At 56.6% G+C, this 22,808-nt stretch carries 24 protein-coding genes; 16 read left to right on the top strand and 8 right to left on the bottom strand.

Annotation, left to right across the window (positions count from 1 at the left end; all coding sequences use genetic code 11):
* Nucleotides 1–110 precede the first annotated feature (110 nt).
* The 4 genes from DBY73_RS13040 to DBY73_RS13025 are packed head-to-tail and all read left to right on the top strand — an operon-like array spanning nt 111 to nt 4,280.
* On the top strand, nt 111–686 hold the full coding sequence (locus DBY73_RS13040; RefSeq protein ID WP_112011544.1) for a molecular chaperone TorD family protein: 576 nt from the start codon (nt 111–113) through the stop codon (nt 684–686).
* Complete coding sequence (locus DBY73_RS13035) at nt 683–2,959, top strand: molybdopterin-dependent oxidoreductase (RefSeq protein WP_112011543.1); 2,277 nt, start codon at nt 683–685, stop codon at nt 2,957–2,959. The genes DBY73_RS13040 and DBY73_RS13035 overlap by 4 nt, the downstream gene beginning before the upstream one ends.
* Nucleotides 2,956–3,513 carry a 4Fe-4S dicluster domain-containing protein gene (locus DBY73_RS13030; protein ID WP_112011542.1) on the top strand — a complete coding sequence of 186 codons (558 nt, stop codon included), beginning with the start codon at nt 2,956–2,958 and terminating at the stop codon, nt 3,511–3,513. The genes DBY73_RS13035 and DBY73_RS13030 overlap by 4 nt, the downstream gene beginning before the upstream one ends.
* Nucleotides 3,513–4,280, top strand: a complete 768-nt coding sequence (locus tag DBY73_RS13025; RefSeq protein ID WP_112011541.1) for a DmsC/YnfH family molybdoenzyme membrane anchor subunit — start codon at nt 3,513–3,515, stop codon at nt 4,278–4,280. Before DBY73_RS13030 ends, DBY73_RS13025 begins: the two co-directional genes overlap by 1 nt.
* 38 nt (nt 4,281–4,318) lie before the next feature.
* On the opposite strand, the gene uspG is transcribed toward DBY73_RS13025, so the two are convergent.
* Complete coding sequence (gene uspG, locus DBY73_RS13020; RefSeq protein WP_112011540.1) at nt 4,319–4,747, bottom strand: universal stress protein UspG; 429 nt, start codon at nt 4,745–4,747, stop codon at nt 4,319–4,321.
* 179 nt (nt 4,748–4,926) lie between these two features.
* On the opposite strand from uspG, the gene DBY73_RS13015 reads away from it, so the two are divergent.
* Nucleotides 4,927–6,165, top strand: a complete 1,239-nt coding sequence (locus DBY73_RS13015; protein WP_112011539.1) for a zinc-dependent alcohol dehydrogenase — start codon at nt 4,927–4,929, stop codon at nt 6,163–6,165.
* Between the two features lie 10 nt (nt 6,166–6,175).
* Here the strand turns inward: DBY73_RS13015 and yldA are convergent, their stop codons facing one another.
* A complete protein-coding gene (gene yldA / locus DBY73_RS22400; protein ID WP_297119297.1) occupies nt 6,176–6,265 on the bottom strand; it encodes a small membrane protein YldA in 90 nt (29 codons plus the stop codon).
* Nucleotides 6,266–6,403: 138 nt separating this feature from the next.
* Nucleotides 6,404–6,814 carry a nucleoside diphosphate kinase regulator gene (rnk, locus tag DBY73_RS13010; RefSeq protein ID WP_112011538.1) on the bottom strand — a complete coding sequence of 137 codons (411 nt, stop codon included), beginning with the start codon at nt 6,812–6,814 and terminating at the stop codon, nt 6,404–6,406.
* Nucleotides 6,815–7,066: 252 nt separating this feature from the next.
* Between rnk and DBY73_RS13005 the strand changes: the two genes are divergently transcribed.
* Nucleotides 7,067–7,897, top strand: coding sequence for an alpha/beta hydrolase (locus tag DBY73_RS13005; protein ID WP_112011537.1), 831 nt, complete (start codon nt 7,067–7,069; stop codon nt 7,895–7,897).
* 86 nt (nt 7,898–7,983) lie between these two features.
* A complete protein-coding gene (locus tag DBY73_RS13000; protein ID WP_112011536.1) occupies nt 7,984–8,601 on the top strand; it encodes a flavin reductase family protein in 618 nt (205 codons plus the stop codon).
* Here the strand turns inward: DBY73_RS13000 and rna are convergent.
* Together rna and dcuC are read right to left on the bottom strand one after the other, a co-directional pair.
* Nucleotides 8,595–9,404: a ribonuclease I gene (rna, locus tag DBY73_RS12995; RefSeq protein ID WP_112011535.1), complete on the bottom strand. Its 810-nt coding sequence runs from the start codon at nt 9,402–9,404 to the stop codon at nt 8,595–8,597. The genes DBY73_RS13000 and rna overlap by 7 nt on opposite strands.
* Before the next feature lie 89 nt (nt 9,405–9,493).
* Entirely contained in the window at nt 9,494–10,867 is a 1,374-nt protein-coding gene (gene dcuC, locus DBY73_RS12990) for an anaerobic C4-dicarboxylate transporter DcuC (protein ID WP_112011534.1), read from the bottom strand.
* 339 nt (nt 10,868–11,206) lie between these two features.
* Between dcuC and DBY73_RS12985 the strand changes: the two genes are divergently transcribed.
* From DBY73_RS12985 to cspE, 7 genes are all read left to right on the top strand, one after another.
* Nucleotides 11,207–11,608 (top strand): hypothetical protein, encoded by a 402-nt coding sequence (locus DBY73_RS12985; protein WP_112011533.1) that lies wholly within the window; start codon nt 11,207–11,209, stop codon nt 11,606–11,608.
* Between the two features lie 49 nt (nt 11,609–11,657).
* Nucleotides 11,658–11,972: a copper-binding protein gene (locus DBY73_RS12980; protein ID WP_112011532.1), complete on the top strand. Its 315-nt coding sequence runs from the start codon at nt 11,658–11,660 to the stop codon at nt 11,970–11,972.
* 11 nt (nt 11,973–11,983) lie between these two features.
* On the top strand, nt 11,984–13,240 hold the full coding sequence (locus tag DBY73_RS12975) for a TolC family protein (RefSeq protein WP_112011531.1): 1,257 nt from the start codon (nt 11,984–11,986) through the stop codon (nt 13,238–13,240).
* The gene (locus tag DBY73_RS12970) at nt 13,237–14,439 is read left to right on the top strand and encodes an efflux RND transporter periplasmic adaptor subunit (protein WP_112011530.1); all 1,203 of its coding nucleotides are present in this window, start codon (nt 13,237–13,239) and stop codon (nt 14,437–14,439) included. The genes DBY73_RS12975 and DBY73_RS12970 overlap by 4 nt, the downstream gene beginning before the upstream one ends.
* Entirely contained in the window at nt 14,436–17,552 is a 3,117-nt protein-coding gene (locus DBY73_RS12965) for an efflux RND transporter permease subunit (RefSeq protein ID WP_112011529.1), read from the top strand. Before DBY73_RS12970 ends, DBY73_RS12965 begins: the two co-directional genes overlap by 4 nt.
* A gap of 162 nt (nt 17,553–17,714) precedes the next feature.
* On the top strand, nt 17,715–18,290 hold the full coding sequence (pagP, locus tag DBY73_RS12960; RefSeq protein ID WP_112011528.1) for a lipid IV(A) palmitoyltransferase PagP: 576 nt from the start codon (nt 17,715–17,717) through the stop codon (nt 18,288–18,290).
* Nucleotides 18,291–18,480: 190 nt separating this feature from the next.
* Nucleotides 18,481–18,690 carry a transcription antiterminator/RNA stability regulator CspE gene (cspE, locus tag DBY73_RS12955; protein ID WP_002439184.1) on the top strand — a complete coding sequence of 70 codons (210 nt, stop codon included), beginning with the start codon at nt 18,481–18,483 and terminating at the stop codon, nt 18,688–18,690.
* Nucleotides 18,691–18,909: 219 nt separating this feature from the next.
* Here the strand turns inward: cspE and crcB are convergent, their stop codons facing one another.
* Entirely contained in the window at nt 18,910–19,293 is a 384-nt protein-coding gene (crcB, locus tag DBY73_RS12950) for a fluoride efflux transporter CrcB (RefSeq protein ID WP_112011527.1), read from the bottom strand.
* A 67-nt stretch (nt 19,294–19,360) separates the two neighbouring features.
* On the opposite strand from crcB, the gene DBY73_RS12945 reads away from it, so the two are divergent.
* Nucleotides 19,361–20,149, top strand: coding sequence for a deaminated glutathione amidase (locus DBY73_RS12945; RefSeq protein ID WP_112011526.1), 789 nt, complete (start codon nt 19,361–19,363; stop codon nt 20,147–20,149).
* Between the two features lie 128 nt (nt 20,150–20,277).
* Nucleotides 20,278–20,481: a twin-arginine translocase subunit TatE gene (tatE, locus tag DBY73_RS12940; RefSeq protein WP_112011525.1), complete on the top strand. Its 204-nt coding sequence runs from the start codon at nt 20,278–20,280 to the stop codon at nt 20,479–20,481.
* An 84-nt stretch (nt 20,482–20,565) separates the two neighbouring features.
* Here tatE and lipA read toward each other — a convergent pair whose 3' ends face one another.
* Both lipA and DBY73_RS12930 read right to left on the bottom strand, forming a co-directional pair.
* Entirely contained in the window at nt 20,566–21,531 is a 966-nt protein-coding gene (gene lipA / locus DBY73_RS12935) for a lipoyl synthase (RefSeq protein WP_112011524.1), read from the bottom strand.
* Nucleotides 21,532–21,738: 207 nt separating this feature from the next.
* Complete coding sequence (locus tag DBY73_RS12930) at nt 21,739–22,692, bottom strand: YbeF family transcriptional regulator (RefSeq protein ID WP_112011523.1); 954 nt, start codon at nt 22,690–22,692, stop codon at nt 21,739–21,741.
* Between the last annotated feature and the right edge of the window lie 116 nt (nt 22,693–22,808).

Raw genomic sequence — 22,808 nt, 5'->3', positions numbered from 1 at the left:
CCTTCCGATTTTTTCCTTCAAGAATCGAGTTGCCCGCTTTGATCAAAGAAAATATTTAATGTATTGCTAATATCTGCGAGATTTTTAGCGGATAATTATTTGCATTTCGTATGAATGATAAAAACATATTCACCAATTCAATATATGACGCGCTGTCATTATTTGAGTCTACAGGTCTGGCGCTGCGTGATTTTTTTAACGCCGCGGAAATGACCTCCCGAAATAAGGCCTTGCGACAGCTTCTTCCCGAAAGCGCAGAGTGGCATGACGATATCTGGCTGGATATTGAATATGATTTCAATGCGCTCTTCGTCGGCCCTATGGCCCCGCTGGCTGCGCCTTACGCCTCGGTGTATATCGATGATGAGCCGATGGTGATGGGCCCGACGACCCTTGGGGTACGCGAGTTTTTACACAGCATTGGTCTGTTTGTTAATGATGAAAACGGCGTGCCGGATGACCACGTTAGCTTTGAGCTGGAATTAATCGTGATGTTATCCGCTCATGCCAGGCAGTCACCGCAATATCATGACGCATTAACCCGTTTCACAACGGGACATGTCGAATTATGGCTGCCGACATTTATTGAAAGAATAAATAACAAAGCAAAAACTTCCGCAATCAAATCGGTCGCGAATCGTATGACTAATTGGTTAGATGAATTAAAAGCGAGAGTAATATTATGAGCATTGATACAGGGCAACTGAACAGGCGCTCCTTTTTAAAGGGGCTCATTGCATTAGGCACGGTCGCCGCGTTACCCGGCGGATTATTATCCTCCCGCTGCGCGATGGCGCAGCCGCCGATTCCGTTTAATCCGAAGACCTACAAAATTTTCCGCAACGCCTGCCCGCGCAACTGCTATGACACCTGTAGCTTAAAAACCTGGGTGAAGGATGATGTCATCACCTTCGTTGAAGGCGCGGGCGAATCGACCTTTACCCACGGCTCGCCGTGCGTGAAGGGGCTGACCTATCCTCGCCGCGTTTACTCTCCGGACCGCATTAAATATCCGATGATTCAGGACGGGCGCGGCAGCGGTAAATGGCGCCGCATCTCCTGGGATGAAGCGATGCAGCGTATTGCCAGCAAAATGCTGGAGATCAAAAAGAAAGACGGCTCCCTGCTGGGGCTGGCGCTGACGAAATACTCCGGCAACCTCGGCGTGATGAGCTATGCCGTCGAGGGGATGATGTCCTCTCTGGGCTACACCACCCGCTTTGCGGGCACGCCGTGCTGGCCTGCGGGCATTGACGCGCAGCATTACGACATGGGCGACATGTGGTGTAACGACCCGGAAGATATGGTGAAAGCCAAGTACATCATCCTTTGGGGCGCGAACCCGGCGTGGTGCTCCATGCACTCCATGAAGTACATCTACGAGGCGCGCGAGAAAGGGGCGAAGGTGGTCGTGATCGATCCGCTGTTCTCGCAAACCGCCGCAAAAGCCGACCTCTACCTGCGCGTGCGCTCGGGCTCCGACGGCGCGCTGGCGCTCGGCATGGCCCGCCACCTGGTCGACATCGGCCGCGTGGACCAGGATTTTGTGAACAACTATGCCCACGGCTATCCGGAGTTTGAGCAGTACCTGCTCAATAACGTGACGGTCGAGTGGGCTTCTGAAATCTGTGGCCTGGCCCCGGACGTCATTCGTCAGCTTGCCGAAGAGTTCACCGCCGTGAAGCCGTCCACCGTCTGGATTGGCTACGGCATGCAGCGCCACGTCAACGGCGGCGCGAACGTACGCGCGATCGATGCGTTTGTGGCGATGACCGGCAACATCGGCGTAGAAGGCGGCGGCGCGCGCTACGGCCATCTGCAAACCTGGGGCTATAACTACCATGCCATGACGCAAAAGCCGCCGGTCGGATCGGTCGGCATGGAAGGTGCCTCAGGCCCGGTCGGGGAATTCGTCAGCGACAGCGGCGAAAAGAGCAAATACGCCGACCGCGCGCTTAACCTTAACCAGACCGCGCAGAGCATTCTGGACGCCAACGATCCGCCGATTCGCATGCTGTGGGTAGCCTGTAAGAACCCGTTCGCGCAGGACTTTGACCGCAACAAGATGGAAAAAGCGTTCGAGAAGCTGGAGATGGTCGTCTGCGTTGACCAGTTCTTTAACGAGACGGTACAGCACGCGGACATTGTTCTGCCCGTCACCACCACGTTCGAGCACTGGAGCGCCTCGTCTTCCTACTGGCACTACTGGCTGACGGTCAACGAGCCGGCCATCAAGCCCATGTACGAATGCAAGAGCGACCTGGACATTGCCGTGCTGCTCTCCCGAACCATCAACAAAATGGAGCCGGGTTCGTGTACCTTCCCTCAGGATGTCGATCAGAAAAAATGGCTGGATCTCGAGTTCAACGACGGGCTGGCGAAGCAGTTTGGCATCAGCTCCTGGGACGATCTGCTGGACGGGCCGGTGAAGGCCAAAATGCCGAGCAGCGCCGCCTGGCACGATCGCAAGTTCAAAACGCCGTCGGGTAAATATGAATTTTTATCCGAACGCTGTGCGAAAAACGGCCATAAGGCGCTGCCGGAATACCTGCCGGCTGCCGAAGGCAAGCTGCCGTTCCACCTCTTTACGCCGCACCTGCAGTACGGGCTGCACTCCCAGTTCGTTAACCTCGACTGGATGCAGGTCTTCTGGCCGGAGCCGTTCGTCTATATCCACCCGGTAGCGGCGGAGAAAAAAGGCATCCGCGACCTGGCGAAAGTTCGGGTATTCAACGAGATCGGTGAAGTGGAGCTGCGTGCCAAAGTGACCACCAACGTGCCGGAAGATTTCCTGGTGATGTATGAGTCCTGGTTCAACAAGCTCAGCTATAACGTGCAAAACGTGGTGAAAGATACCCCGGCCGATATGGGCCTGATGGCCACCGGCGCGCCGGGCGCGGCGATCCACGACCAGTTTGTAGACATTGTCCTCATCGCGAATGAAGGAGTAGAGGCATGAGACGCGCATTTTTAGTGAACAGTGATAAGTGTATTGGCTGCCGCGGATGCGCAATGGCCTGCAAAAGCTTTAACCAGCTTGAGCCGGAACGCTTCTGGCGCAACGTCTACCCGCTGGATAAAGAAATTTATCCGCACGAGGAGCGCGCCTTTTTCTCGCTGGCCTGCAACCACTGCGAAAACCCGGCCTGCCTGGCGGCCTGCCCGGTTGAGGCGTACACCAAACGCGACGACGGCGTGGTGGTGCATAACCCTGAGCGCTGCATCGGCTGTAAAAACTGCATCCGCAACTGCCCTTACGGCGCGCCGCGCTTTAACGAAGAGACGCAGAAAGCCGAGAAGTGCAGCATGTGCTACGAGCGTCTGGATATCGGCATGAACCCGGCCTGCGTGAACGCCTGCCCGGTGGGCGCGCTGACGCTTATCGATCTGGACGCCGATCCGCTGCCAAACAACGCGGTGCAGTACCCGCCGGGCTTCCCGCGCATGCCGCAGCTCAATCCGGGAACGCGCTTTATTCTCGCTCGTCAGCCTAAACAGCCGGGGGATAAATAATGGAAAAGTACGAACTGCCGCTGGTGATTTTCACCGTGCTGAGCCAGATGTCCGTTGGCATGACGCTGCTGCTGACCTGGCGCACGCTGCGCGGAGAGCTTGAGGGCAACCGCATTCACTGGCTGATAACGGGTCTGATCCTCGGCGTGGCGTCCATCGCCGCGATCCTGCACCTGGCGCACCCGGAGCACGCCTATAACGCGCTGATTAACCTCAAGCACGCCTGGCTGAGCCGCGAAATTCTGGGCGCAACGCTTTACGGCGGCACGATTGGCCTGGCGTTCCTGACCAAAGGCAACAAGGGCGCGGCACTGCTGGCGTCCCTGTTCGGCATTCTGCTGGTTGTTGTCCAGGGCATGACCTACGCTGCCCCTGCGATGCAGGCGATTGCCAACGGCATCACCATGATGCTGTTCTTCGCCACCGTCTGGGTGATGGGCTGCGCCGCCGCGCCGCTGCTGCGGCTGAACGCCTCTGGCTGCGCCCTGCGCAATGGCGTGCTGGTGCTGATGGCGCTAATGATTGCCGCGCCGGTGATGTGGCTGAGCGGGGGAACCATCATGAAGATGACTGCCCACGCGTGGCTCAGCTCGCCGCTTTATCTGGGAAGCCTCGCCTGCTGTGCGGTAGGCTGCGCGCTGACGATGATGCGTCAGCCGATGCAGAAGGCCGTTTTCGCCATCCTGCTGGTGGGCCTGGTATTAAGCCGACTGACGTTCTTCGGCGACACGGTGAGCACCATCGTCAATATTGGTCACTTGTACTGAGAGCAAAAACCCCGCTGAAGCGGGGTTTTTTATGCGCGCTATCTGACCACCATCACCGGAATATGGGTATGGCGGATCACGCTGGAGGCGTTGGAGCCTAAAAGATGCGTGGTGATCGACGGATTGCGCGAACCGATGACGACGACGTCGGCCTTCAGCTCTTCCGCCAGTTCGTTCACAACGTCGCGCACGCTGCCAAACCTGACGTGGGTTTTAATACGTGAAGGATCGATGCTGAAGTGCCCGACCATGGTTTGCAGGCGCGTTTCCGCTTCGTGCTGAAGATGTTCCTCAAAGCGGCGCACGTCGGCGGCGAAGCGGTGCAGGCTGAGGCTGGCGGAACCCGGCAGAACGTGTAAAAGATGAATGATCCCATCCTGCTGCGCCAGGAACTCCGCGTGGCGTACGGCCTTGTCGCTCAGCTCCATTTCAAAAACATCAACCGGCATTATGATTGTCTGATACATACCCGTTTCTCCTTGTTTAAAAACGCTAAAAGCATTCAACCACAAAATAATACGGGTTTCTGCTAGCCGTCTGGCACTTTTTTGCTTTGCCAGGACAAATCTTAAATACCGATATTTCCAGGGCGGATCGCCTGGGGTAGCTACCCTTTTAGAAGCTTACCCGCATCTCTGGAGGTCGAATGAAAGCACTCACTTACCACGGTCCACACCATGTGAAGGTAGAAAATGTCCCCGATCCCATCATTGAACAGCCTGATGACATTATTCTCCGCGTAACGGCGACGGCCATCTGCGGCTCTGATCTTCATCTCTATCGAGGCAAGATCCCGAAGGTGGAGCACGGCGATATCTTTGGGCACGAGTTTATGGGGGAAATCGTCGAGTGCGGCCGCGACGTGAAGGGGCTGCAAAAGGGCGAGCGGGTCGTTATTCCCTTCGTGATAGCCTGCGGGGACTGCTTCTTCTGCCGCATCAATCAGTTTGCGGCCTGTGAAAAAACCAACGCCGGGCAGGGCGCCGCGCTGAACAAGAAACAGATCCCCGCACCGGCAGCGCTCTTTGGCTACAGCCACCTCTACGGCGGCGTGCCGGGCGGCCAGGCGGAGTACGTTCGCGTGCCGAAAGGCAACGTGGGGCCGTTCAAAGTGCCCCAGCTGCTGTCAGATGACAAAGCCCTGTTCCTCTCGGATATCCTGCCGACGGCCTGGCAGGCCGCCAAGAACGCCCAGATTGAGAAAGGCTCAAGCGTGGCCATCTTTGGGGCGGGTCCCGTCGGGCTGCTGACCATCGCGTGCGCGCGGCTGCTGGGCGCAGAACAGATTTTCATCGTCGATCATCATGCCTATCGGCTGCGTTTTGCTCAGGAACGCTACGGCGCTATCTCCATCAACTTCGACGAGGACAGCGATGCCGCCGAAAAAATTATTGAGCAAACGGCCGGCCAGCGAGGCGTGGATGCGGTTATTGACGCGGTGGGCTTTGAGGCTAAAGGTAGCACCACGGAAACGATCCTCAGCAACCTCAAACTTGAAGGCAGCAGCGGCAAAGCGCTGCGCCAGTGCATTGCCGCCGTGCGGCGCGGCGGGGTGGTCAGCGTGCCGGGAGTGTATGCCGGGTTTATTCACGGCTTCCTGTTTGGCGACGCCTTTGACAAAGGATTGAGCTTTAAGATGGGACAAACCCACGTTCATGCGTGGCTCGGAGAGCTGCTGCCGTTAATCGAAAAAGGCCTGCTGACGCCGGAGGAGATCGTGACGCATTATCTGCCGCTGGCGGATGCGGAGCGCGCCTACAAAATTTTCGAAAAGCGGGAAGAAGAGTGCCGCAAGGTGATTTTGGTGCCCGGCGCGGCGTCCGCGGAAGCGGCGGAGCAGAAGGTCAAAGGTCTGGTTAACGCGTTTCCTGGCGGGGTCGTGTGACATTGAGCGCTTACTCATGTCGCTCAAGATAGAGCACGGCAATGACGATGACCGCCAACATAATAAGAAATACCAGCGTAATAACCAGCGCCTCACCCATGACCGTCCCCGCGGCACCAAAACAGATTAAGCGTGGATTAAGGCCGTTTTGCGGGAAATAGGAGGATTGGGTGAAATTGCACAAAGAGGATGCATGGCATCCTCCGGTCTGCGCGCAGGGCGCATGTGCAGGGGGGGATTAACGCAGGTATTCGCCCGCGGCTTCCGGCTGGTAGAGCAACTCAAGCACTTCAAGATGGGCAGAGGCACCGCCGGGCAGCTCCCAGTGAATGGTGTCACCGGTGCGCAAACCGAGCAGCGCAGCGCCCACGGGCGCCAGCACGGAAAGCTGCGCGCTGCTGTCGGTCATATTCGCCGGATAGACCAGGGTGCGGGTCAGCTCCTCGCCGGTCGTCAGGTTGCGGAACTTCACCTGGCTGTTCATCGTCACCACGTCGTGCGGCATCGACTCGGGCGTGCACATTTGCGCACGGTCAAGCTCCTCGTTCAGGGCGTCGGCAACCGGGAGCGAGGCGAACTCCGGTTTTTCCAGGAGTCGGTCGATACGTTCTGCGTCAAGTTCGTTAATGATGATTGTAGGTCTGGACATTTTTACTCCATGTCGTTAATGCTGCGCGTCACGCAGAAACCAATCCAAAAGAAAACCCTCGCCGTCTGGCAGCGAGGGTTTAACTCTCCTGATGATACTTGCTGAATGCGCAAGTTTGAAGTGATGCGGGTCACATTCATGCGCCAGATGAATTTTTAGCGAAAAAGGTGAAGCCTCTCAAATTTGCATTATTCTTTTTAAGCGCCCTTTGTCGGCGCCTATCCGCATCCCGCGTTTCTTCCAGGAGATCTCATGAGCGATTACGACAAACTTACCTTGAAAGACGGCAGCTATTTGTACTTTAAGGACTGGGGAAGTGGGCAGCCCATCGTGTTTAGCCACGGCTGGCCGCTAACGGCAGATGCCTTTGAAGATCAAATGTTATATCTGGGGTCGAAAGGATTTCGCGTCATTGCGCACGATCGCCGCGGGCATGGCCGCTCGGCGCAGCCGTGGGACGGCCACAACATGGATCAGTATGCTGACGATCTCGCCGAGCTGACCGCGCATCTCAATCTAAAGGATGCCGTTCACGTGGGGCATTCGACGGGCGGCGGGGAAGTGGCGCGCTATATTGGTCGCCACGGCACGGATCGTGTCGCCAAAGCGGCGCTGATTGGGGCGGTAACGCCGATTATGATCAAAACCGATTTCAACCCGAACGGGGTGCCGAAAGAGGTGTTTGATGGTATTCGGGAAGGGGTGGTTAACGACCGCGCCGCGTTCTTCTATGAGCTAACCAGCGCGTTCTTCGGCTACAACCGTCCTGGGGCCAAAGAGTCCAAAGCGGTGCGGGAAAGCTTCGTTGAGCAGGGGCTTCAGGGCTCGATCAAGGCGCTTTACGACTGTGTAAAAGCGTTCTCGGAAACGGACCTGCGCGAAGATCTGAAAAAGATGACCATTCCTACGCTGGTGATCCACGGCGATGACGATCAGATCGTCCCGATCGAGACCTGCGGTCGCGTGGCGGCGGAAATCCTGCCGAACGCCGAGCTTAAAGTCTACGAGGGGGGCTCGCACGGTATCTGCACCACCCATAAGCATCAGATCAATGAAGATTTGCTGAAATTTATTCAGTCATAATATCTCGCGGATTGCGCTACGCTGATCGTCCTGAACCAGGGCCATGAGCGAAGCGCAATTCGTATGCCCATCTTAAAGAGAGCACTATGTACTTTTACCAACCGTCTCAGGGGCACGGCCTGCCGCATGACCCGCTGAACGCCATTATCGGCCCGCGCCCGATTGGCTGGATCTCATCCTGCGATAGCGACGGACGGCTAAACCTCGCGCCGTATAGCTTCTTTAACTGCTTTAACTACCGCCCGCCGATTATCGGTTTTTCCAGCAACGGCTGGAAGGACAGCGTGCGCAATATTACCGAAACCGGGGAGTTTGTCTGGAACCTGGCGACGCGCGATCTGGCAGAGGCGATGAATCAGACCTCCGCGATGCTCCCGCACGGTGAGGATGAATTTAACTTTGCCGGCCTTACGCCCGCAGCCAGCAGGCTGGTGCGCGCGCCGCGCGTAGCGGAAAGCCCGGTTAACTTCGAGTGCCGGCTTTCACAGCGTATTCAGCTTACGGGCGCCGACGGTACGCTGATTGACACCTGGCTGGTGCTGGGTGAGGTGGTCGGAATTCATATCGCCGAAACGCTTCTGGAAGAGGGCATTTACCAGACCGCCAGGGCGCAGCCCATCCTGCGCGCGGGCGGGCCGACGGCCTACTATGGCATCAGCGATGAACATCGCTTCGATCTGGTTCGCCCCGGTGCGGGTCAGTAGCCAACTTTATCAATCACGAACTGCTTGCCGCAGTTGCCCGGATGCGGCTGCGGAGCAAATGAACCTGCCGAGAGCGGATTATTAATGGTGCTGGCCTTTAGCGAGATCTGCATTTCCGTCAGATACGCCGGGCTGCCGTTGCAGGTGAGCTTGAACGCTTTCACGTTCTCTTTGCCCCAGCCTTTCGCCACGGCAGCGTCAAAATCGCGGCGGCTTACGGTTTTTCCGTAATTCTGCGCCAGAAAATTCCCCACCGCGCTCTCCTTAACTTCCTGATTCATCCGCACCATGGTGCCGAAATAGGCGTCCGGATCGAAGCCAAAGCAGACGCCATGCTTGGCATATTCGTAGCGCTCAAGGCAGGAATTTCCTCCCGCAGCGGGCATGACGCTGTTCAGCTTCGCGGCGGCAGAGAGGGATAAGCCTGTTTCGGCGGCCGCACATTTACGGCTGGCGCGAGCTTCCGGCGAGTTAGGCACGGGCCGGGTGGCGCAGCCAAAGCGCATCCAGCGGCGTTCGTCCACGCCCCGCGCGGCGACCGACTTAGGCAGGCCGGGCCAGAGCCCGTGAACGGTCAGAAAATCGGTTTTGCGGTCGCTCTCTTTTTGCATGCGGCACTCGGGCGGCTCGTTTCGATTGCGTTCGACCATGCTCTGGCAGAAACCCGTTTGCCAGGAGAGCGCCAGAACGTAGCGATCGAAGTCGCCGTACTGCGTCGCCTTAAGCGGTTCTGCCTGCGCGGAGAATATGCAGAGTGCAAGCGCGATGGCGCCAGAGGGGATAACGACATCCTTCCTGAACATTTAATTTCCTGATAGATGGGTGTGATTTATTTCTGAGGATTATTAAAGCACAAAAAGCGCCGGGAGGCGCTTTTTGATGGTCAGGAAATTTAGCTTATGGCAGAGCCGGGGACCATAATTTCCGTGGCGATTATTACGATGATCAGGCCCACGACGACGGGGACCGAGGTGCGTTTTACCACTTCAAACGGAGAGATTTTCGCCATACCGGCAACGGCGACCACGACGCCGGAGACCGGGGAAATGGTGCGTCCGAGGTTTGATGCCTGCAGCATAGGAATCGACAGATAGGCCGGGTTAATGCCGGATGAATGGGCCAGCTTCGGGATCATCTCAACGAAAGCATAGAACGGGGCGTTACCGGAACCGGTGGTCATCGCCGCCAGCATGGTTAACACCACCAGCACCAGCATCAGGATAATGCTGGCCGAACCGAACGAGGTGGCGATGGAGATCAGGCTCTGAATAAAGCCGATGGTGCTCAGGCCCTGGGCAAACACGCCCGCGGCCACCAAAAGCATCACCACGCTGGCAAAGGCATCGGCCATGCCGCGATAGGCCACTTCCAGGCCCGCAAAGACTTTTTGCGTATTGAAGCCGCGAACAAATTCCAGCACCGCCGCCAGCAGCATGCAGATCACCAGAATGGTAATAATGTGCAGCTGCGGACCCCATTTACCGTCAAAAATCAGCACGCCAATAATCGGGGTGAACGGCAGAATGGCGTAAAAGGCGGGCGCGGTGGTGGTGATCTCACTCACGTCCAGCATCTCGTGATGTATGTTCTCTTTTTTATCGAGATAGCGCTGCCAGAAGAAGTGCGCAATGGCCATGCCGATAATGGCGGCAATAGAAATAGGCAGCGTGGTTTTAAAGGCAAAGTCGATCAGCGACATTTCAGCGGCTTTGGCCGCCAGCACCACGTCGCCGGACGTTGGGGAAAGAATAATCGCCGCAGGGGAGGCGCAAATGGCCGCCGCCGCGCCGCGGCTAATGCCCACGTTTACCATCACCGGGAACAGGGTCGCCATTAATAACACGCCGAGGCCGGTCGCCGAGGAGACGGCGAGGGACATCAGGCAGGCAACGAAATAGGCGGCGATCATCAGCAGGTACGGGGAGTTAATAAACTTGAGCGGCTTGGACGCCAGCTTCACCACCATGTCGTTCGCGCCGATGTGGGTCATATAGGCGGCGAAACCGCACAGCATCATGATCATCATGCCCAGATCGCCGCCGCGGCTCATGAGCAGAATCTTTATGTATTCAACGATGTCGGTGGCCGTATAGCCGGTGCTGGTTTCGCTGGCAGGCAGAACCTGGTGGCCCATGAGCGCGCTGATAATTAGCAGCGTCAGGCCGCCAACAAACAGTACGCCCGTCGCGGAATAGCCTTTGATGATGTAGCGCGCAACGCCGACAATGACGACGACTCCAATAAGGAGTTCGATAAACGTTAGCATGGTTTCCCCTGTATCCTTGCAGCCCAAGAGTAAAAAAATCAATAAAAAAGAAGGATGAAATGTGCCGAATTAACCATCATCCATAGCTGATTAAAATCAATAAATGGATGACTAAAGAAGATATCGGCATTATTTTGCCATCGGTACAACATTTATGTCATGACTTTATTGACCGCCTGAATGCGTATTATATGTCATTAATCTGCTACTAAATTGTTAGCGTGCTGAGGATAATTAACAGATACCGGATAAAAAACGTAAATCTCTTTAAACGCGCTGTTCAATGTTTTCTTTTCCCGCTTATACTCGGCCCACTTTTCATCACCCGATGACGCCGCTATGCACGCCAGCTGGACCTACCGCCTGCGCTTTCTCAAAAAGCATCTGTTGATGTTTTTGATGGCCTTTGGCTGGCTGCTGATCCAGAGTCAGGTTGCGGTTGCGTCTCACGATTGCTCCATCGATCTTCGCGGAGAGGTTGCCGCTATCCAGCACATGGAGATGATGGGCAACGCCGCGCCGCAGGACGCGTCCGACGCATCGCCGCTGTGCGAGAAGCACTGCGTGCCGGATCAGGTTCAGAAAGAACCGGCCCAGCCGCAGCTCGTCGCGCTCCCGTCAGCAATGACGATCGCCCTGAACGTGCCGGAATGCCGCTCTGCTGGCTATTCTGCATGGTCCGTTAACCCGCCCGCCGTGGGGCCACCGGCAACGATTCGCTATTGCCGGTTTAGAGAATAAAAACCTGTTAATTCGTTGATTTTAATTTACGTTTAACAGGAGCTTTATCATGCGTGCTTTATTTTTCTCCGCGCTGCTTGGCGCATCGCTTTCTTTCGCCCCTTATGCCGCTCAGGCCAACGAGGCTGTCGCCCCTTCGGCGCAGCGCTGGCAGGGCCGCGGGGTTGTCCAGTCATTCTCTGCGCAATCGGTCATGCTCCAGCATGACGCCATACCCGAACTGAAATGGCCAGCCATGACCATGCCCTTTACCTTATCTTCCGGTGCCGTGCTGAACGGCGCGAAGCCGGGTGACAAGGTGACCTTCATCCTCGAACGCGCGGGCGAGGGTTTCCAGATTGTCTCGCTGACGCCGCAGCGCTAGGCGAGGACACCATGAAACAACACACACTGGGCCTGTGGCTCGGTGGGGTGCTGTTCGGCCTCTTGAGCTCCGCCGTACAGGCGGAGCCGTGGACGCTTGAACAGACCCTCGCCGAAGCCCAACGCTATTCAGCCGAACTTTCCGCCAGCCGCAACGAGGCGCAGGCGCTGGATGCGATGGCCGATTCCGCCACGCAATTACCCGACCCGAAGCTGAAGTTTGGCATTGAAAACGTGCCCGTACAGGGCAGCAACGACCGGCGAATGACGCGGGAAGGCATGACCATGCAGAAAATTGGCATCATGCAAAGCTACGTCAGCACCGAGAAGCGCGAGCGCAAGGCGCAGACGTTCCAGGCGCAGGCACGGGGCGTGCTGGCAAAGTCTGAGGCGATCCGCGCGGCGCTTCAGCGCGATACCGCGCAGGCGTGGCTGGATTTGGCGCTTGCGCAGCAGGCGTTGAAAACCGCCAGCGCGCTGGTCGGCGAAACGGAACGCCAGCGCGGCGTACAAAAGGCGAGCGTCGGAGCCGGCGGTTCCGCCCCGGACAGCGTGCTGGCATTGCAGGTCACCCTGAGCGCGATGCGCGACAAAGAGACGCTGGCGCGTCGCGACGTCAGGCTTGCCCAAAGCAGGCTGCTCCAGCTGACGGGGCAGACCATCACCGACGCGAGCGGGCCGCTCCCGCGCTACCAGCGCCTGCCTGCGGATATCACTACCCTGGAGGCGGGCGTGCTGCAGCATCCTGAGGTGGAAGCCGCCCGACGCGAAGCGGAAACGGCAAAGGCCCGTTCGGCGCAATCCGCGGTGGCGGCCATTCCCGACGTTGACGTAGAGGTGTATTACGCCCATCGCGCTGAAGGCTATGACGACATGGCGGGCGTAATGTTTAGCGTCGATCTTCCGCTGTTTCAGTCCAAAAGGCAGGACAAAGCGTATGCCGCCGACGTTTCCCGCTCCATGCAGGCGGTGGACCAGCTCACGCTTATCAAACGTGAACATATGGCGCAGATCCAAACGCTGGTGGCGCAGTATCAGGCGGCGCAGGCCCTGTGGCAGCGTCAGCGGGACGACGTGTTACCGCTGCAGCGCCAGAGGCTAAACGTCATGACGGCCCAGTATCGCTCGGGACAATCGGATCTTCCCGCGCTGCTGGAGGCACGCCGAAGCGTGCTGGATACGGAACTGGCGGTAAACCAGGCCGAGCGCGAGATGGCGCGCACCTGGTCCGCCGTAAACTGGCTGATCCCGCAGGAGCTGGCGCAATGAAAAAACTGACCTTAACTACCTTCGCCCTTGCGATCCTCGCCGCAGCCGGCGGCGGCTACCTGCTGGGACAGAAAACGGCCCATCACCCCACGGCGGCTCCGGCGCCAGAGCGTACCGTGCTGTACTGGTACGATCCGATGGTGCCCGGACAGCGCTTTGACAGGCCGGGTAAATCCCCGTTTATGGATATGGCGCTGGTTCCACGCTATGCCGATGAAGAGAACGCGGCGAGCGGGGTGGGGATTAGCACCCGGCAGCAGCAGAATCTCGGCATGAAGACGGCAAAAGCGCAGATGCGCCAGATGGTCTCTCCGTTCTCGGCGTTTGCCACGGTGTCTGCCGATGAGCGCAGCGTGTCGGTGGTCCCTGCGCCCGCGAACGGCGTGGTCTCAAAGCTGTTTGTGAACGCGCAGCAGCAGCAGGTCAAGGCCGGAGAGCCGCTGGCACAGCTGTGGATGCCGCAGTGGACGGCCGCGCAGCAGGAGTATTTGGCCGTTCGCCAGCTGGGTGACGGAGGATTAACCCGCGCCGCGCGGGAGCGGCTGGCGCTGCAGTTTATGCCGGAAGAGGTGATTCGCGCGGTGGAGCGCAGCGGCAGGCCGCAGGCCACGCTGACGCTGCGGGCCGAACGGGCGGGATACGTCGTGAAGCTGGACGTGCGGGAGGGGGCGCAAATCACGGCAACCGCGCCGCTTTTCGAAATCGCAAGCCTTGACCCCGTCTGGCTGATTGTTGATTACCCGCAGGCTCAGGCGCAGTCCCTGACGGTGGGCAGTGAAATGGTCGCCACGTCGGAGAGCTGGCCCGGCGAGGAGTTTCACGGTGCGGTCAGCGAACTGCTGCCGCAAATGGACGCCGCGACCCGAACCCTAAAAGCCCGCGTTGCCCTAAGGAATGCCGGGCAGAAGCTGAGGCCCGGAATGTATCTCACGGTTCGCCGCGCGCAAACCCCAGAGCGCCCGCCGGTATTGGCCGTGCCTGAGGAGGCGGTCATCAACAGCGGTGACGCCTCGCGGGTGCTGATCGCGACGGGGGACGGCTACTTCAGGCCGGTGAACGTCACGCCGGGCATCACGGCGCAGGGGTGGACGGAAATTCGCGCGGGGCTGAAGGAGGGCGAAACCGTGGTGACGTCCGGCCAGTTCCTGATTGATTCAGAAGCCAGCCTTCGCAGCGTCATGCCGGAGGTGACGCCATGATTGCGGCCATCATTCGCGCTTCATTGCGTAACCGACTGCTGGTGATCCTTGCCGCGCTGGCAATGGCGGGGTGGGGCATTTGGGCGGTGCAGCGCGCGCCGCTGGACGCGCTGCCCGATCTTTCTGACGTGCAGGTTATCGTTAAGGCAAGCTATCCCGGCAAAGCGCCGCAGGTGATTGAGGATCAGGTCACATGGCCGTTGACCACCTCCATGCTGTCCGTTCCGGGGGCGAAAACGGTCCGTGGGTTTTCAATGTTTGGCGATGCTTACGTCTACGTTCTGTTTGAAGAGGGGACCGATCTCTACTGGGCGCGCTCCAGAGTGCTGGAGTATTTAAGCCAGGCGCAGGCGCAGCTTCCGGCGGGAGTGAAAGTCTCTCTGGGGCCGGACGCAACGGGCGTCGGCTGGATCTATGAATATGCGCTGATTGACCGCAGCGGAAAGCATAGCCTGGCGGATTTGCGCGCCATCCAGGACTGGACGCTGAAGTTTGAGCTTAAGTCCGTGCCGAACGTATCGGAGGTGGCGAGCATCGGCGGGATGGTGCGCCAGTATCAAATCGTCGCCGATCCGGCAAAAATGCGCGCGCTCAATATTACCCACGGCCAGCTTTCCAGCGCCGTGCAGGCCGCCAATCAGGAGAGCGGCGGCGCGCTGCTGGAAATGGGCGAGGCGGAGTATATGGTGCGCACCACGGGCTACCTGCGTACGCTGGAGGATTTTCGCAACGTGGTAATAACCAGCCGCGACGGCGTGCCGGTTATGCTCAAGGACGTGGCGACGATCGGCTTTGGTCCGGAGATCCGCCGCGGCGTGGCCGAGCTGAATGGAGAGGGAGAGGTTGCCGGTGGCGTGGTGGTGATGCGCTACGGGCAGAACGCGCTGGAGACCATTCGCGCGGTGAAGGCGAAGCTGGCTGAACTGCAGAAAACGCTGCCGCAGGGCGTTGCAATTGTGCCGGTGTACGACCGCTCGACGCTGATTGAGGACTCGGTCAAAACCTTAACCCACAAGCTGCTGGAAGAGTTTGCGGTGGTTGTGCTGGTGTGCGCGCTGTTCCTGTTTCATTTCCGCTCGGCGCTGGTGGCGATCGTCTCCCTGCCGCTGGGGATTTTGGGCGCGTTCGTCGTTATGCATTATCAGGGCATTAACGCCAATATTATGTCCCTCGGCGGGATTGCCATTGCCATCGGCGCAATGGTGGATGCGGCGATCGTGATGATCGAGAATATGCATAAGGTGCTCGAGCGGTGGCGGCATGATAACCCGGGCCGGCAGCCTTCATCCGCAGAGTATTGGCAGCTGGCGGAGCGCGCGGCTATTGAGGTAGGGCCCGCGCTGTTTTGCAGCCTGCTGATCATTACCCTGTCGTTTATTCCCGTCTTCTCGCTGGAAGCGCAGGAGGGGAAAATGTTCTCGCCGCTGGCGTTCACCAAGACGTGGTCAATGGCCGTAGCGGCCGGGCTTGGGATCACGCTGGTGCCCGTGCTGATGGGGTATTTTATTCGCGGTAAGATCCCGGATGAAAAGGCGAACCCGATCAACCGCGCGTTGATTCGGTTATACGAGCCACTTCTGGATAAAGTTCTCACCTTTCCCAAAACGACGCTGGTGCTGGCGTTTGCGCTATTGCTCGCCACGCTATGGCCGCTAAGCCGCCTGGGCAGCGAGTTTATGCCTCCGCTGGATGAGGGAGACCTGCTCTATATGCCTTCAACGCTGCCGGGAATATCCGCGCAGGAAGCCGCAAAATTGCTGCAGCAAACTGACAGGCTAATTAAAAGCGTGCCGGAGGTTGAAAGCGTATTCGGTAAAGCCGGGCGGGCGGAGTCGGCCACCGATCCCGCGCCGTTAACCATGCTCGAAACGACCATCCGCTTTAAGCCGCGCGAGCTGTGGCGGCCCGGGATGACGCCGCAAAAGCTGGTCGAAGAGCTCGACAAAACGGTATCGCTGCCGGGGATCGCAAACGTCTGGGTTCCGCCTATCCGCAACCGGCTGGACATGCTGGCTACGGGGATAAAAAGCCCGGTCGGCATTAAGGTGAACGGCAATAATATTGCGGATATCGAGCGCGTGGCGCAGCAGATTGAGCGCGTGGTGAAGCAGGTGCCCGGCGTTACCTCCGCGCTGGCTGAACGGCTGGCCGGCGGACGCTATGTGGATATTCAGATTGACCGGCTCAAGGCCGCGCGCTACGGCGTCTCGGTTGACGAGCTGCAGGGCATGGTTTCCACCCTGGTCGGCGGCGACAATATCGGCGAAGTCATACAGGGGCGCGAGCGTTATCCTGTTAATCTGCGCTATCCGCGCGGTCTTCGCGACAATGTTGACAAGCTTCGCGCGCTGCCGGTCGTCACCGCAAACGGTAGCCAGGTGGCGCTTGGCGAGCTGGCGACAGTTTCGGTGAGCGAAGGCCCGCCGATGCTGAAAAGCGAGAACGCCCGTTTATCCAACTGGATTTACGTTGATTTGCGCGGGCGCGACCTGAAATCAGCCGTGGATGACATGCGGCAGCGCGTGGCTGAACGGGTGGCATTGCCGCAGGGCGTTTCGCTCTCCTGGTCCGGGCAGTTTGAATATCTTGAGCGGGCGACGGCAAAGCTCAAATTAGTCCTGCCGGTAACGCTAATGATTATATTTATTCTGCTTTGGCTGACGTTTAAACGCGTTTCAGATGTCCTGATAATAATGGGGACATTGCCGTTCGCGCTTATTGGGGGCGTGTGGCTGCTTTGGCTGCTTGGGTATAATCTCTCCGTGGCCGGGGCCGTTGGGTTTATCGCGCTGTCAGGCGTGGCCGCGGAATTTGGCGTCATTATGGTGCTTTATTTAAACCAGGCATTGGATAAATATTGGCGGAGCGGATCTGAAGGCGGAAATAGCCTATTGATGCGCGCGATCCACGAAGGCGCGGTGCTGCGCGTTCGCCCGAAGGTGATGACGGTGGCCACCATCATGGCGGGCCTGCTGCCCGTAATGTGGGGCGGAGGAAGCGGTTCAGAGGTGATGCAGCGTATCGCCGCGCCGATGATTGGCGGCATGGTCACGGCACCGCTATTGTCAATGCTGGTTATTCCCGCGCTCTATAAGCTTATCCATCAGCGCTAGGCCTGGCGCCTGCATGCGAATATTTTAGCGTGCAGGCGTCTTCTGATAAGAATATTCTCAATATCATCATCCGTAATTAGGAACTGCGGCGGTTCCGTTAAGGTTTTATTCAACTATTCTGTGTTAGAATTTGCCCTTAATAGCAAGAATGGTAATGGTATTGTGAGCGTACGTAATAATTTTTTACTGATTTTATTCTTTATTTTTGGTCAGTTAACGTTTTCATCCGCTGCACGGGCAGAAGATAACGCGACGGGCAAAGGCTGGTTTTCCACTTTTACGGATAATGTCGCTCAAACCTGGACAGCGCCGGAGCACTACGATCTCTATATTCCGGCTATCACGTGGCATGCGCGTTTCGCCTATGACAAAGAGAAAACGGACAAGTACAACGAGCGTCCGTGGGGGGCGGGCTTTGGCCAGTCTCGCTGGGATGAAAAGGGGAACTGGCACGGCATCTACCTGATGGCCTTCAAAGACTCTTTTAACAAGTGGGAGCCGATTGGGGGATACGGCTGGGAGAAAACCTGGCGTCCGCTGGCGGACGATAATTTTCACCTCGGTCTGGGCTATACCGCTGGGGTGACCGCGCGCGATAACTGGAAATACATACCGATTCCGGTCATCCTTCCGCTGGCCTCCATCGGCTATGGTCCGGCCACGTTCCAGATGACCTACATACCAGGAACGTACAACAACGGTAACGTTTACTTTGCCTGGATGCGCTTTGAGTTTTAACCGTCAAACCTTTACATTCTGGTGAAAAAATGTGCTGCCGTTGAATTGTATAGCATAAAAATTCAACGGCAAAAATTAACGCGACTTTTGTCACTTTTTAACAAAGAAGCGCTGGACAAAACGTCTAACAATTGTTGTACTGATACTCGACACAGCATTTGTGTCGTTTTTTAATGTAAAGGTAATTTTGATGTCTAAGATTAAAGGTAACGTTAAGTGGTTTAATGAGTCCAAAGGATTCGGTTTCATTACTCCTGAAGATGGCAGCAAAGATGTGTTCGTACACTTCTCTGCAATCCAGTCTAATGGTTTCAAAACCCTGGCTGAAGGCCAGCGCGTTGAGTTCGAAATCACTAACGGTGCCAAAGGTCCTTCTGCTGCTAACGTAATCGCTCTGTAATTCAGACGCGTCAGCAAGAATTTCAAAACCCGCTCATTGAGCGGGTTTTTTTCGTTATGCGTTAGCCTAAAAAATACATTTTCAGGAAAATGGCGACGATCGCTACGCTCAGCAACACCATTCCCGCACTTATCACGTTCTCTTTCATTCTGCCGCCCTCGTTCAATGTTTAGGCAAGAGTGACAGAGAAAAATTAAGCCAACATTAATGTGAGCATGATTAGTGTGCGCTGGCAGACGAAAATAGCCAAAATGCGAGCGCGGTCATCGCAAACGATCCAAGCATGTTGACGGCAATATTGGTCAGAGCCCATCCAACGCGACCTTCCTGAAACAGGAAAACCACCTCGGCCGAAAACGTTGAGAACGTGGTTAAGCCGCCGCAGAAGCCCGTGGTCACCAGAACTTTCCACATCGGGTCGATATTCGTCATGCGGTTAAACCAGGCTAGCCCCATGCCAATGATGAATGCGCCAATCAGGTTCGCTGCCAGCGTGCCCATGGGAATGGCCTGATGCAGTGGATTAAATCGCATACTCACCAGCCATCGCGCGACGCTACCGGTACCCCCACCAATAAAAACGGCTAAAAGTAGTTGAAACACCGTACATACCTGCTATTTGATGTGTAAGAGCGTTAAGTGTAACGCTGATGTGGACGAGGGGACAAATATGCATGTTGCGGTTGGGCAGTTTGCAGTCACGCCGGACTGGAAAGAGAATGCGCAGAAGTGTGTTTCTCTTATGGCGCAGGCTCGAGAAAAGGGCGCGGCGCTGCTCGTGCTTCCAGAGGCACTGCTGGCGCGTGCCGACGGCGATCCCGATCTGTCGGTGAAATCGGCGCAGCCGCTGGATGGCCCTTTTTTACAACGGCTGCTGGGCGAGAGCGTCGGCAATCAAATGACGACCCTATTCACGATCCATGTGCCTTCAACGCCCGGACGGGCTATCAATACGCTGGTGGCGATCCGCGGGGGGGCCATCATTGCGCGTTATGCAAAGCTTCACCTTTATGACGCGTTCAGCGTTCAGGAGTCACGGCTGGTCGATCCGGGAGATTGCGTGCCTCCTCTGGTAGAGGTTGACGGGATGAAAATCGGCTTAATGACCTGTTACGACCTTCGCTTTCCCGAGCTGGCGTTAAGCCTCGCGCAGCAGGGGGCCGAAGTGCTGGTGTTACCCGCAGCGTGGGTGAAAGGCCCAGCAAAAGAACACCACTGGGCGACGCTGCTGGCTGCCCGCGCGCTGGATACCACATGTTATGTCGTCGCCGCGGGCGAGTGTGGTAACAAAAACATTGGGCAGAGCAGAGTGGTCGATCCGCTGGGAGTGACGATTGCGGCGGCAGCGGAAGCGCCCGCGATGCTGTTTACCGAGATAATTTCAGCGCGAATAACGCTTGCACGCGAGCAATTACCCGTTCTTCGCAACCGTCGTTTTGCGCCACCGCAATTATTGTGATGTTTTTTTCAACAATGCTTGATTCACCTTGTTACAGATTGCTATTGTGTGCGCGCGCCAAATGACCGTTAATACGATCGGGTTTTATTGGCGCTGAATGCAGCCTGTTTTATGTAAAGAAGGTATCTATGGGTGAGATTAGTATTACCAAACTGCTGGTGGTTGCCGCACTGGTCGTCCTGCTGTTTGGTACCAAGAAGTTACGTACGCTGGGTGGAGACCTGGGTACCGCCATTAAAGGCTTTAAGAAAGCGATGAATGATGATGACGCGGCTGCGAAGAAAAGTGCCGAGGATGACGTCCCTGCAGAGAAGCTTTCTCACAAAGAGTAACCGCATGGCTTTCGCGCATGCAAAAGAAAAAACCGGCGCTTAGGCCGGTTTTTTTTCGCTTAACGGTAAATAAATATTACCGTCTTACTTCACCTCTTCGCCTTTCGCCTGCATGTCGGCGTGGTAGGAAGAGCGAACGAAAGGCCCGCAGGCAGCGTGGGTGAAGCCCATAGCCATCGCTTCGGCTTTCATTTCGTCAAACTCGTCCGGGCTCACGTAGCGCTGTACCGGCAGGTGATGACGGCTCGGCTGCAGGTACTGGCCCAGCGTCAGCATGGTCACGCCGTGGCGACGCAGATCGCGCATCACTTCAATGATTTCGGCATTGGTTTCGCCAAGGCCAACCATCAGGCCAGACTTGGTTGGAATGTGCGGGTGTGCTTCTTTGAAACGCTCCAGCAGCTTCAGGGACCAGTTATAGTCGGCCCCTGGACGTACCTGACGATAGATGCGCGGCACGTTCTCAAGGTTGTGGTTAAACACGTCCGGCGGCGTCGCGGTGAGAATATCCAGCGCGCGATCCATACGGCCGCGGAAATCGGGAACCAGCGTCTCGATTTTAATGGTTGGATTTTTTTCGCGAATCGCCGTAATGCAGTCCGCAAAGTGCTGGGCACCACCGTCGCGCAGATCGTCGCGGTCAACGGAGGTGATCACCACATAACGCAGCCCCATGTCGGCGATGGTCTGCGCCAGCTTTTGCGGTTCGTTAGCGTCAGGCGCGACGGGACGACCGTGCGCAACGTCGCAAAACGGACAGCGGCGGGTACAGATGGCACCCAGAATCATGAAGGTCGCCGTACCGTGGTTAAAACATTCAGCAAGGTTAGGGCAAGAAGCTTCTTCACAAACGGAGTGAAGGCCATTTTTGCGCATCGCCGCTTTGATCCCCTGGATACGCGAAGAGTCTGCCGGAAGTTTGATTTTCATCCATTCCGGTTTTCTTAACAGCGCTTCGCGCTCTGTAGCCACGTTTTTAACCGGGATAAGGGCCATTTTATCGGCATCGCGGTATTTTACACCGCGTTCCATCACAATGGGTTTACTCATAGCGTGCGTGTTCCAGTTGCGAATATCGAAGGAAAGCGTTTTAGTTCAAGGGAATGTTGTATTTATCAACTATTTTTGAACGAACGACAGGCAGTATATCATTTAAAGGGGCGATAAAGCAGCCTGCCGTGTCGCCAATTTGTAAAATAGTTGTTGTTTAGTGCCTTTTGTCCCGCCCATGGCGCGGACGCTTGATGCGCTTCTCAATCAGAAGGTCTGACGGATAATGTTGATCACGTTGTCGAGTACCGGATCGCGCAGGCTGAGCTTGTTGTAATGAAGTGAAATTTCGACAGATTCCGTACTGAGGTGGCTCAGCGGGATGCGCTCAAGCGGCCAGCATTTCTTGAGCAGGTGAAAGAGGCGCAGCGGCATCACGCACAGCATATCGCTGCTGGCAATCAGGGAGGCAATAGTAAACATATTGTAACTGCTGACGCTGACCTGCCGTTCCGGGAAGAGATCGTTAATGCGCTGACGCTGCGGGTTTTGCGCATGGCCTTCAGCCATAAACGATGAATGCTCATAATGGCGAAGATTGTCGAGCGTTGGCGGCTGGCCCAATGCCGGGTGATGCTGGCGGCAAACGAGAACCAGGCTGTCGGCGTAAAGTACGTGCTGCCCTAACGCCCGTGCGCTAGAACTGCTGACGTCAATAACCAGATCGGTCTGGAACTGTGCCAGTTGGGTTTCGGGTTCGTGAACCGGCACGTTGCGCAGGAGTAGCTGCGGTGCATGCTGCTTGACGGCCTGGTAGATGGCGGGCATAACCAGAACGCCAAGGGAAGGGGATGTGCCGATGGTAATGGTTCTCTGCTTATCGTAGCTGCCGGTTAAATCAAGCGCGCCGAGAATCGATTCAAGCCCCTGGCTAATGTACTCATGCAAATGGGTTGCGTAAGCAGTTGGCGTGACGCCCTGGCCTTTGCGAATAAATAACGGATCGGGAAATATGGCGCGCAGCTTTTGAATAGACTGGCTAATTGCGGAAGGCGTGAGGTTAAGAATTTTAGCCGCGTTAACGATACCCTTGTGGACATATACCGCCTCAAAAATAGTCAATAAATTGAGATCAATATTACGTAAAGTCCGAAAAATTTGTGGTTTATCATCTCCAACGGTTTCGTTGATACGCTTTGTTGGTAAATTCTTATACTCCACGCTTTCACTCCGTATTCATTCACAGTATGAATGATAGTTGAATTTATTTATTATGCTTGTAGAGATTCGTAAAATAATTGACGTATTTCACTGGCTTATCAAAAACGAACAGTTGG

It is taken from the genome of Enterobacter sp. RIT418, from assembly GCF_003057745.1.
In the GTDB taxonomy this organism is placed as follows: domain Bacteria; phylum Pseudomonadota; class Gammaproteobacteria; order Enterobacterales; family Enterobacteriaceae; genus Enterobacter.
Note: the sequence above shows the minus strand (reverse complement) of the source record. Positions and strands in the feature narration are given on the sequence as shown.

Excerpts from the sequence above, each read along its gene's own strand:
- DBY73_RS13040 (WP_112011544.1), top strand. The coding sequence starts at position 111 with ATGAATGATAAAAACATATTCACCAATTCAATATATGACGCGCTGTCA.
- DBY73_RS12985 (WP_112011533.1), top strand. The coding sequence starts at position 11,207 with ATGCACGCCAGCTGGACCTACCGCCTGCGCTTTCTCAAAAAGCATCTG.
- tatE (WP_112011525.1), top strand. The coding sequence starts at position 20,278 with ATGGGTGAGATTAGTATTACCAAACTGCTGGTGGTTGCCGCACTGGTC.
- DBY73_RS13000 (WP_112011536.1), top strand. The coding sequence starts at position 7,984 with ATGTACTTTTACCAACCGTCTCAGGGGCACGGCCTGCCGCATGACCCG.
- lipA (WP_112011524.1), bottom strand. The coding sequence starts at position 21,531 with ATGAGTAAACCCATTGTGATGGAACGCGGTGTAAAATACCGCGATGCC.
- yldA (WP_297119297.1), bottom strand. The coding sequence starts at position 6,265 with ATGGGTGAGGCGCTGGTTATTACGCTGGTATTTCTTATTATGTTGGCG.
- DBY73_RS12980 (WP_112011532.1), top strand. The coding sequence starts at position 11,658 with ATGCGTGCTTTATTTTTCTCCGCGCTGCTTGGCGCATCGCTTTCTTTC.
- dcuC (WP_112011534.1), bottom strand. The coding sequence starts at position 10,867 with ATGCTAACGTTTATCGAACTCCTTATTGGAGTCGTCGTCATTGTCGGC.
- DBY73_RS13030 (WP_112011542.1), top strand. The coding sequence starts at position 2,956 with ATGAGACGCGCATTTTTAGTGAACAGTGATAAGTGTATTGGCTGCCGC.
- DBY73_RS13025 (WP_112011541.1), top strand. The coding sequence starts at position 3,513 with ATGGAAAAGTACGAACTGCCGCTGGTGATTTTCACCGTGCTGAGCCAG.
- DBY73_RS12970 (WP_112011530.1), top strand. The coding sequence starts at position 13,237 with ATGAAAAAACTGACCTTAACTACCTTCGCCCTTGCGATCCTCGCCGCA.
- DBY73_RS12965 (WP_112011529.1), top strand. The coding sequence starts at position 14,436 with ATGATTGCGGCCATCATTCGCGCTTCATTGCGTAACCGACTGCTGGTG.
- DBY73_RS12975 (WP_112011531.1), top strand. The coding sequence starts at position 11,984 with ATGAAACAACACACACTGGGCCTGTGGCTCGGTGGGGTGCTGTTCGGC.
- DBY73_RS13015 (WP_112011539.1), top strand. The coding sequence starts at position 4,927 with ATGAAAGCACTCACTTACCACGGTCCACACCATGTGAAGGTAGAAAAT.
- DBY73_RS13035 (WP_112011543.1), top strand. The coding sequence starts at position 683 with ATGAGCATTGATACAGGGCAACTGAACAGGCGCTCCTTTTTAAAGGGG.
- cspE (WP_002439184.1), top strand. The coding sequence starts at position 18,481 with ATGTCTAAGATTAAAGGTAACGTTAAGTGGTTTAATGAGTCCAAAGGA.
- uspG (WP_112011540.1), bottom strand. The coding sequence starts at position 4,747 with ATGTATCAGACAATCATAATGCCGGTTGATGTTTTTGAAATGGAGCTG.
- rnk (WP_112011538.1), bottom strand. The coding sequence starts at position 6,814 with ATGTCCAGACCTACAATCATCATTAACGAACTTGACGCAGAACGTATC.
- rna (WP_112011535.1), bottom strand. The coding sequence starts at position 9,404 with ATGTTCAGGAAGGATGTCGTTATCCCCTCTGGCGCCATCGCGCTTGCA.
- DBY73_RS13005 (WP_112011537.1), top strand. The coding sequence starts at position 7,067 with ATGAGCGATTACGACAAACTTACCTTGAAAGACGGCAGCTATTTGTAC.
- DBY73_RS12945 (WP_112011526.1), top strand. The coding sequence starts at position 19,361 with ATGCATGTTGCGGTTGGGCAGTTTGCAGTCACGCCGGACTGGAAAGAG.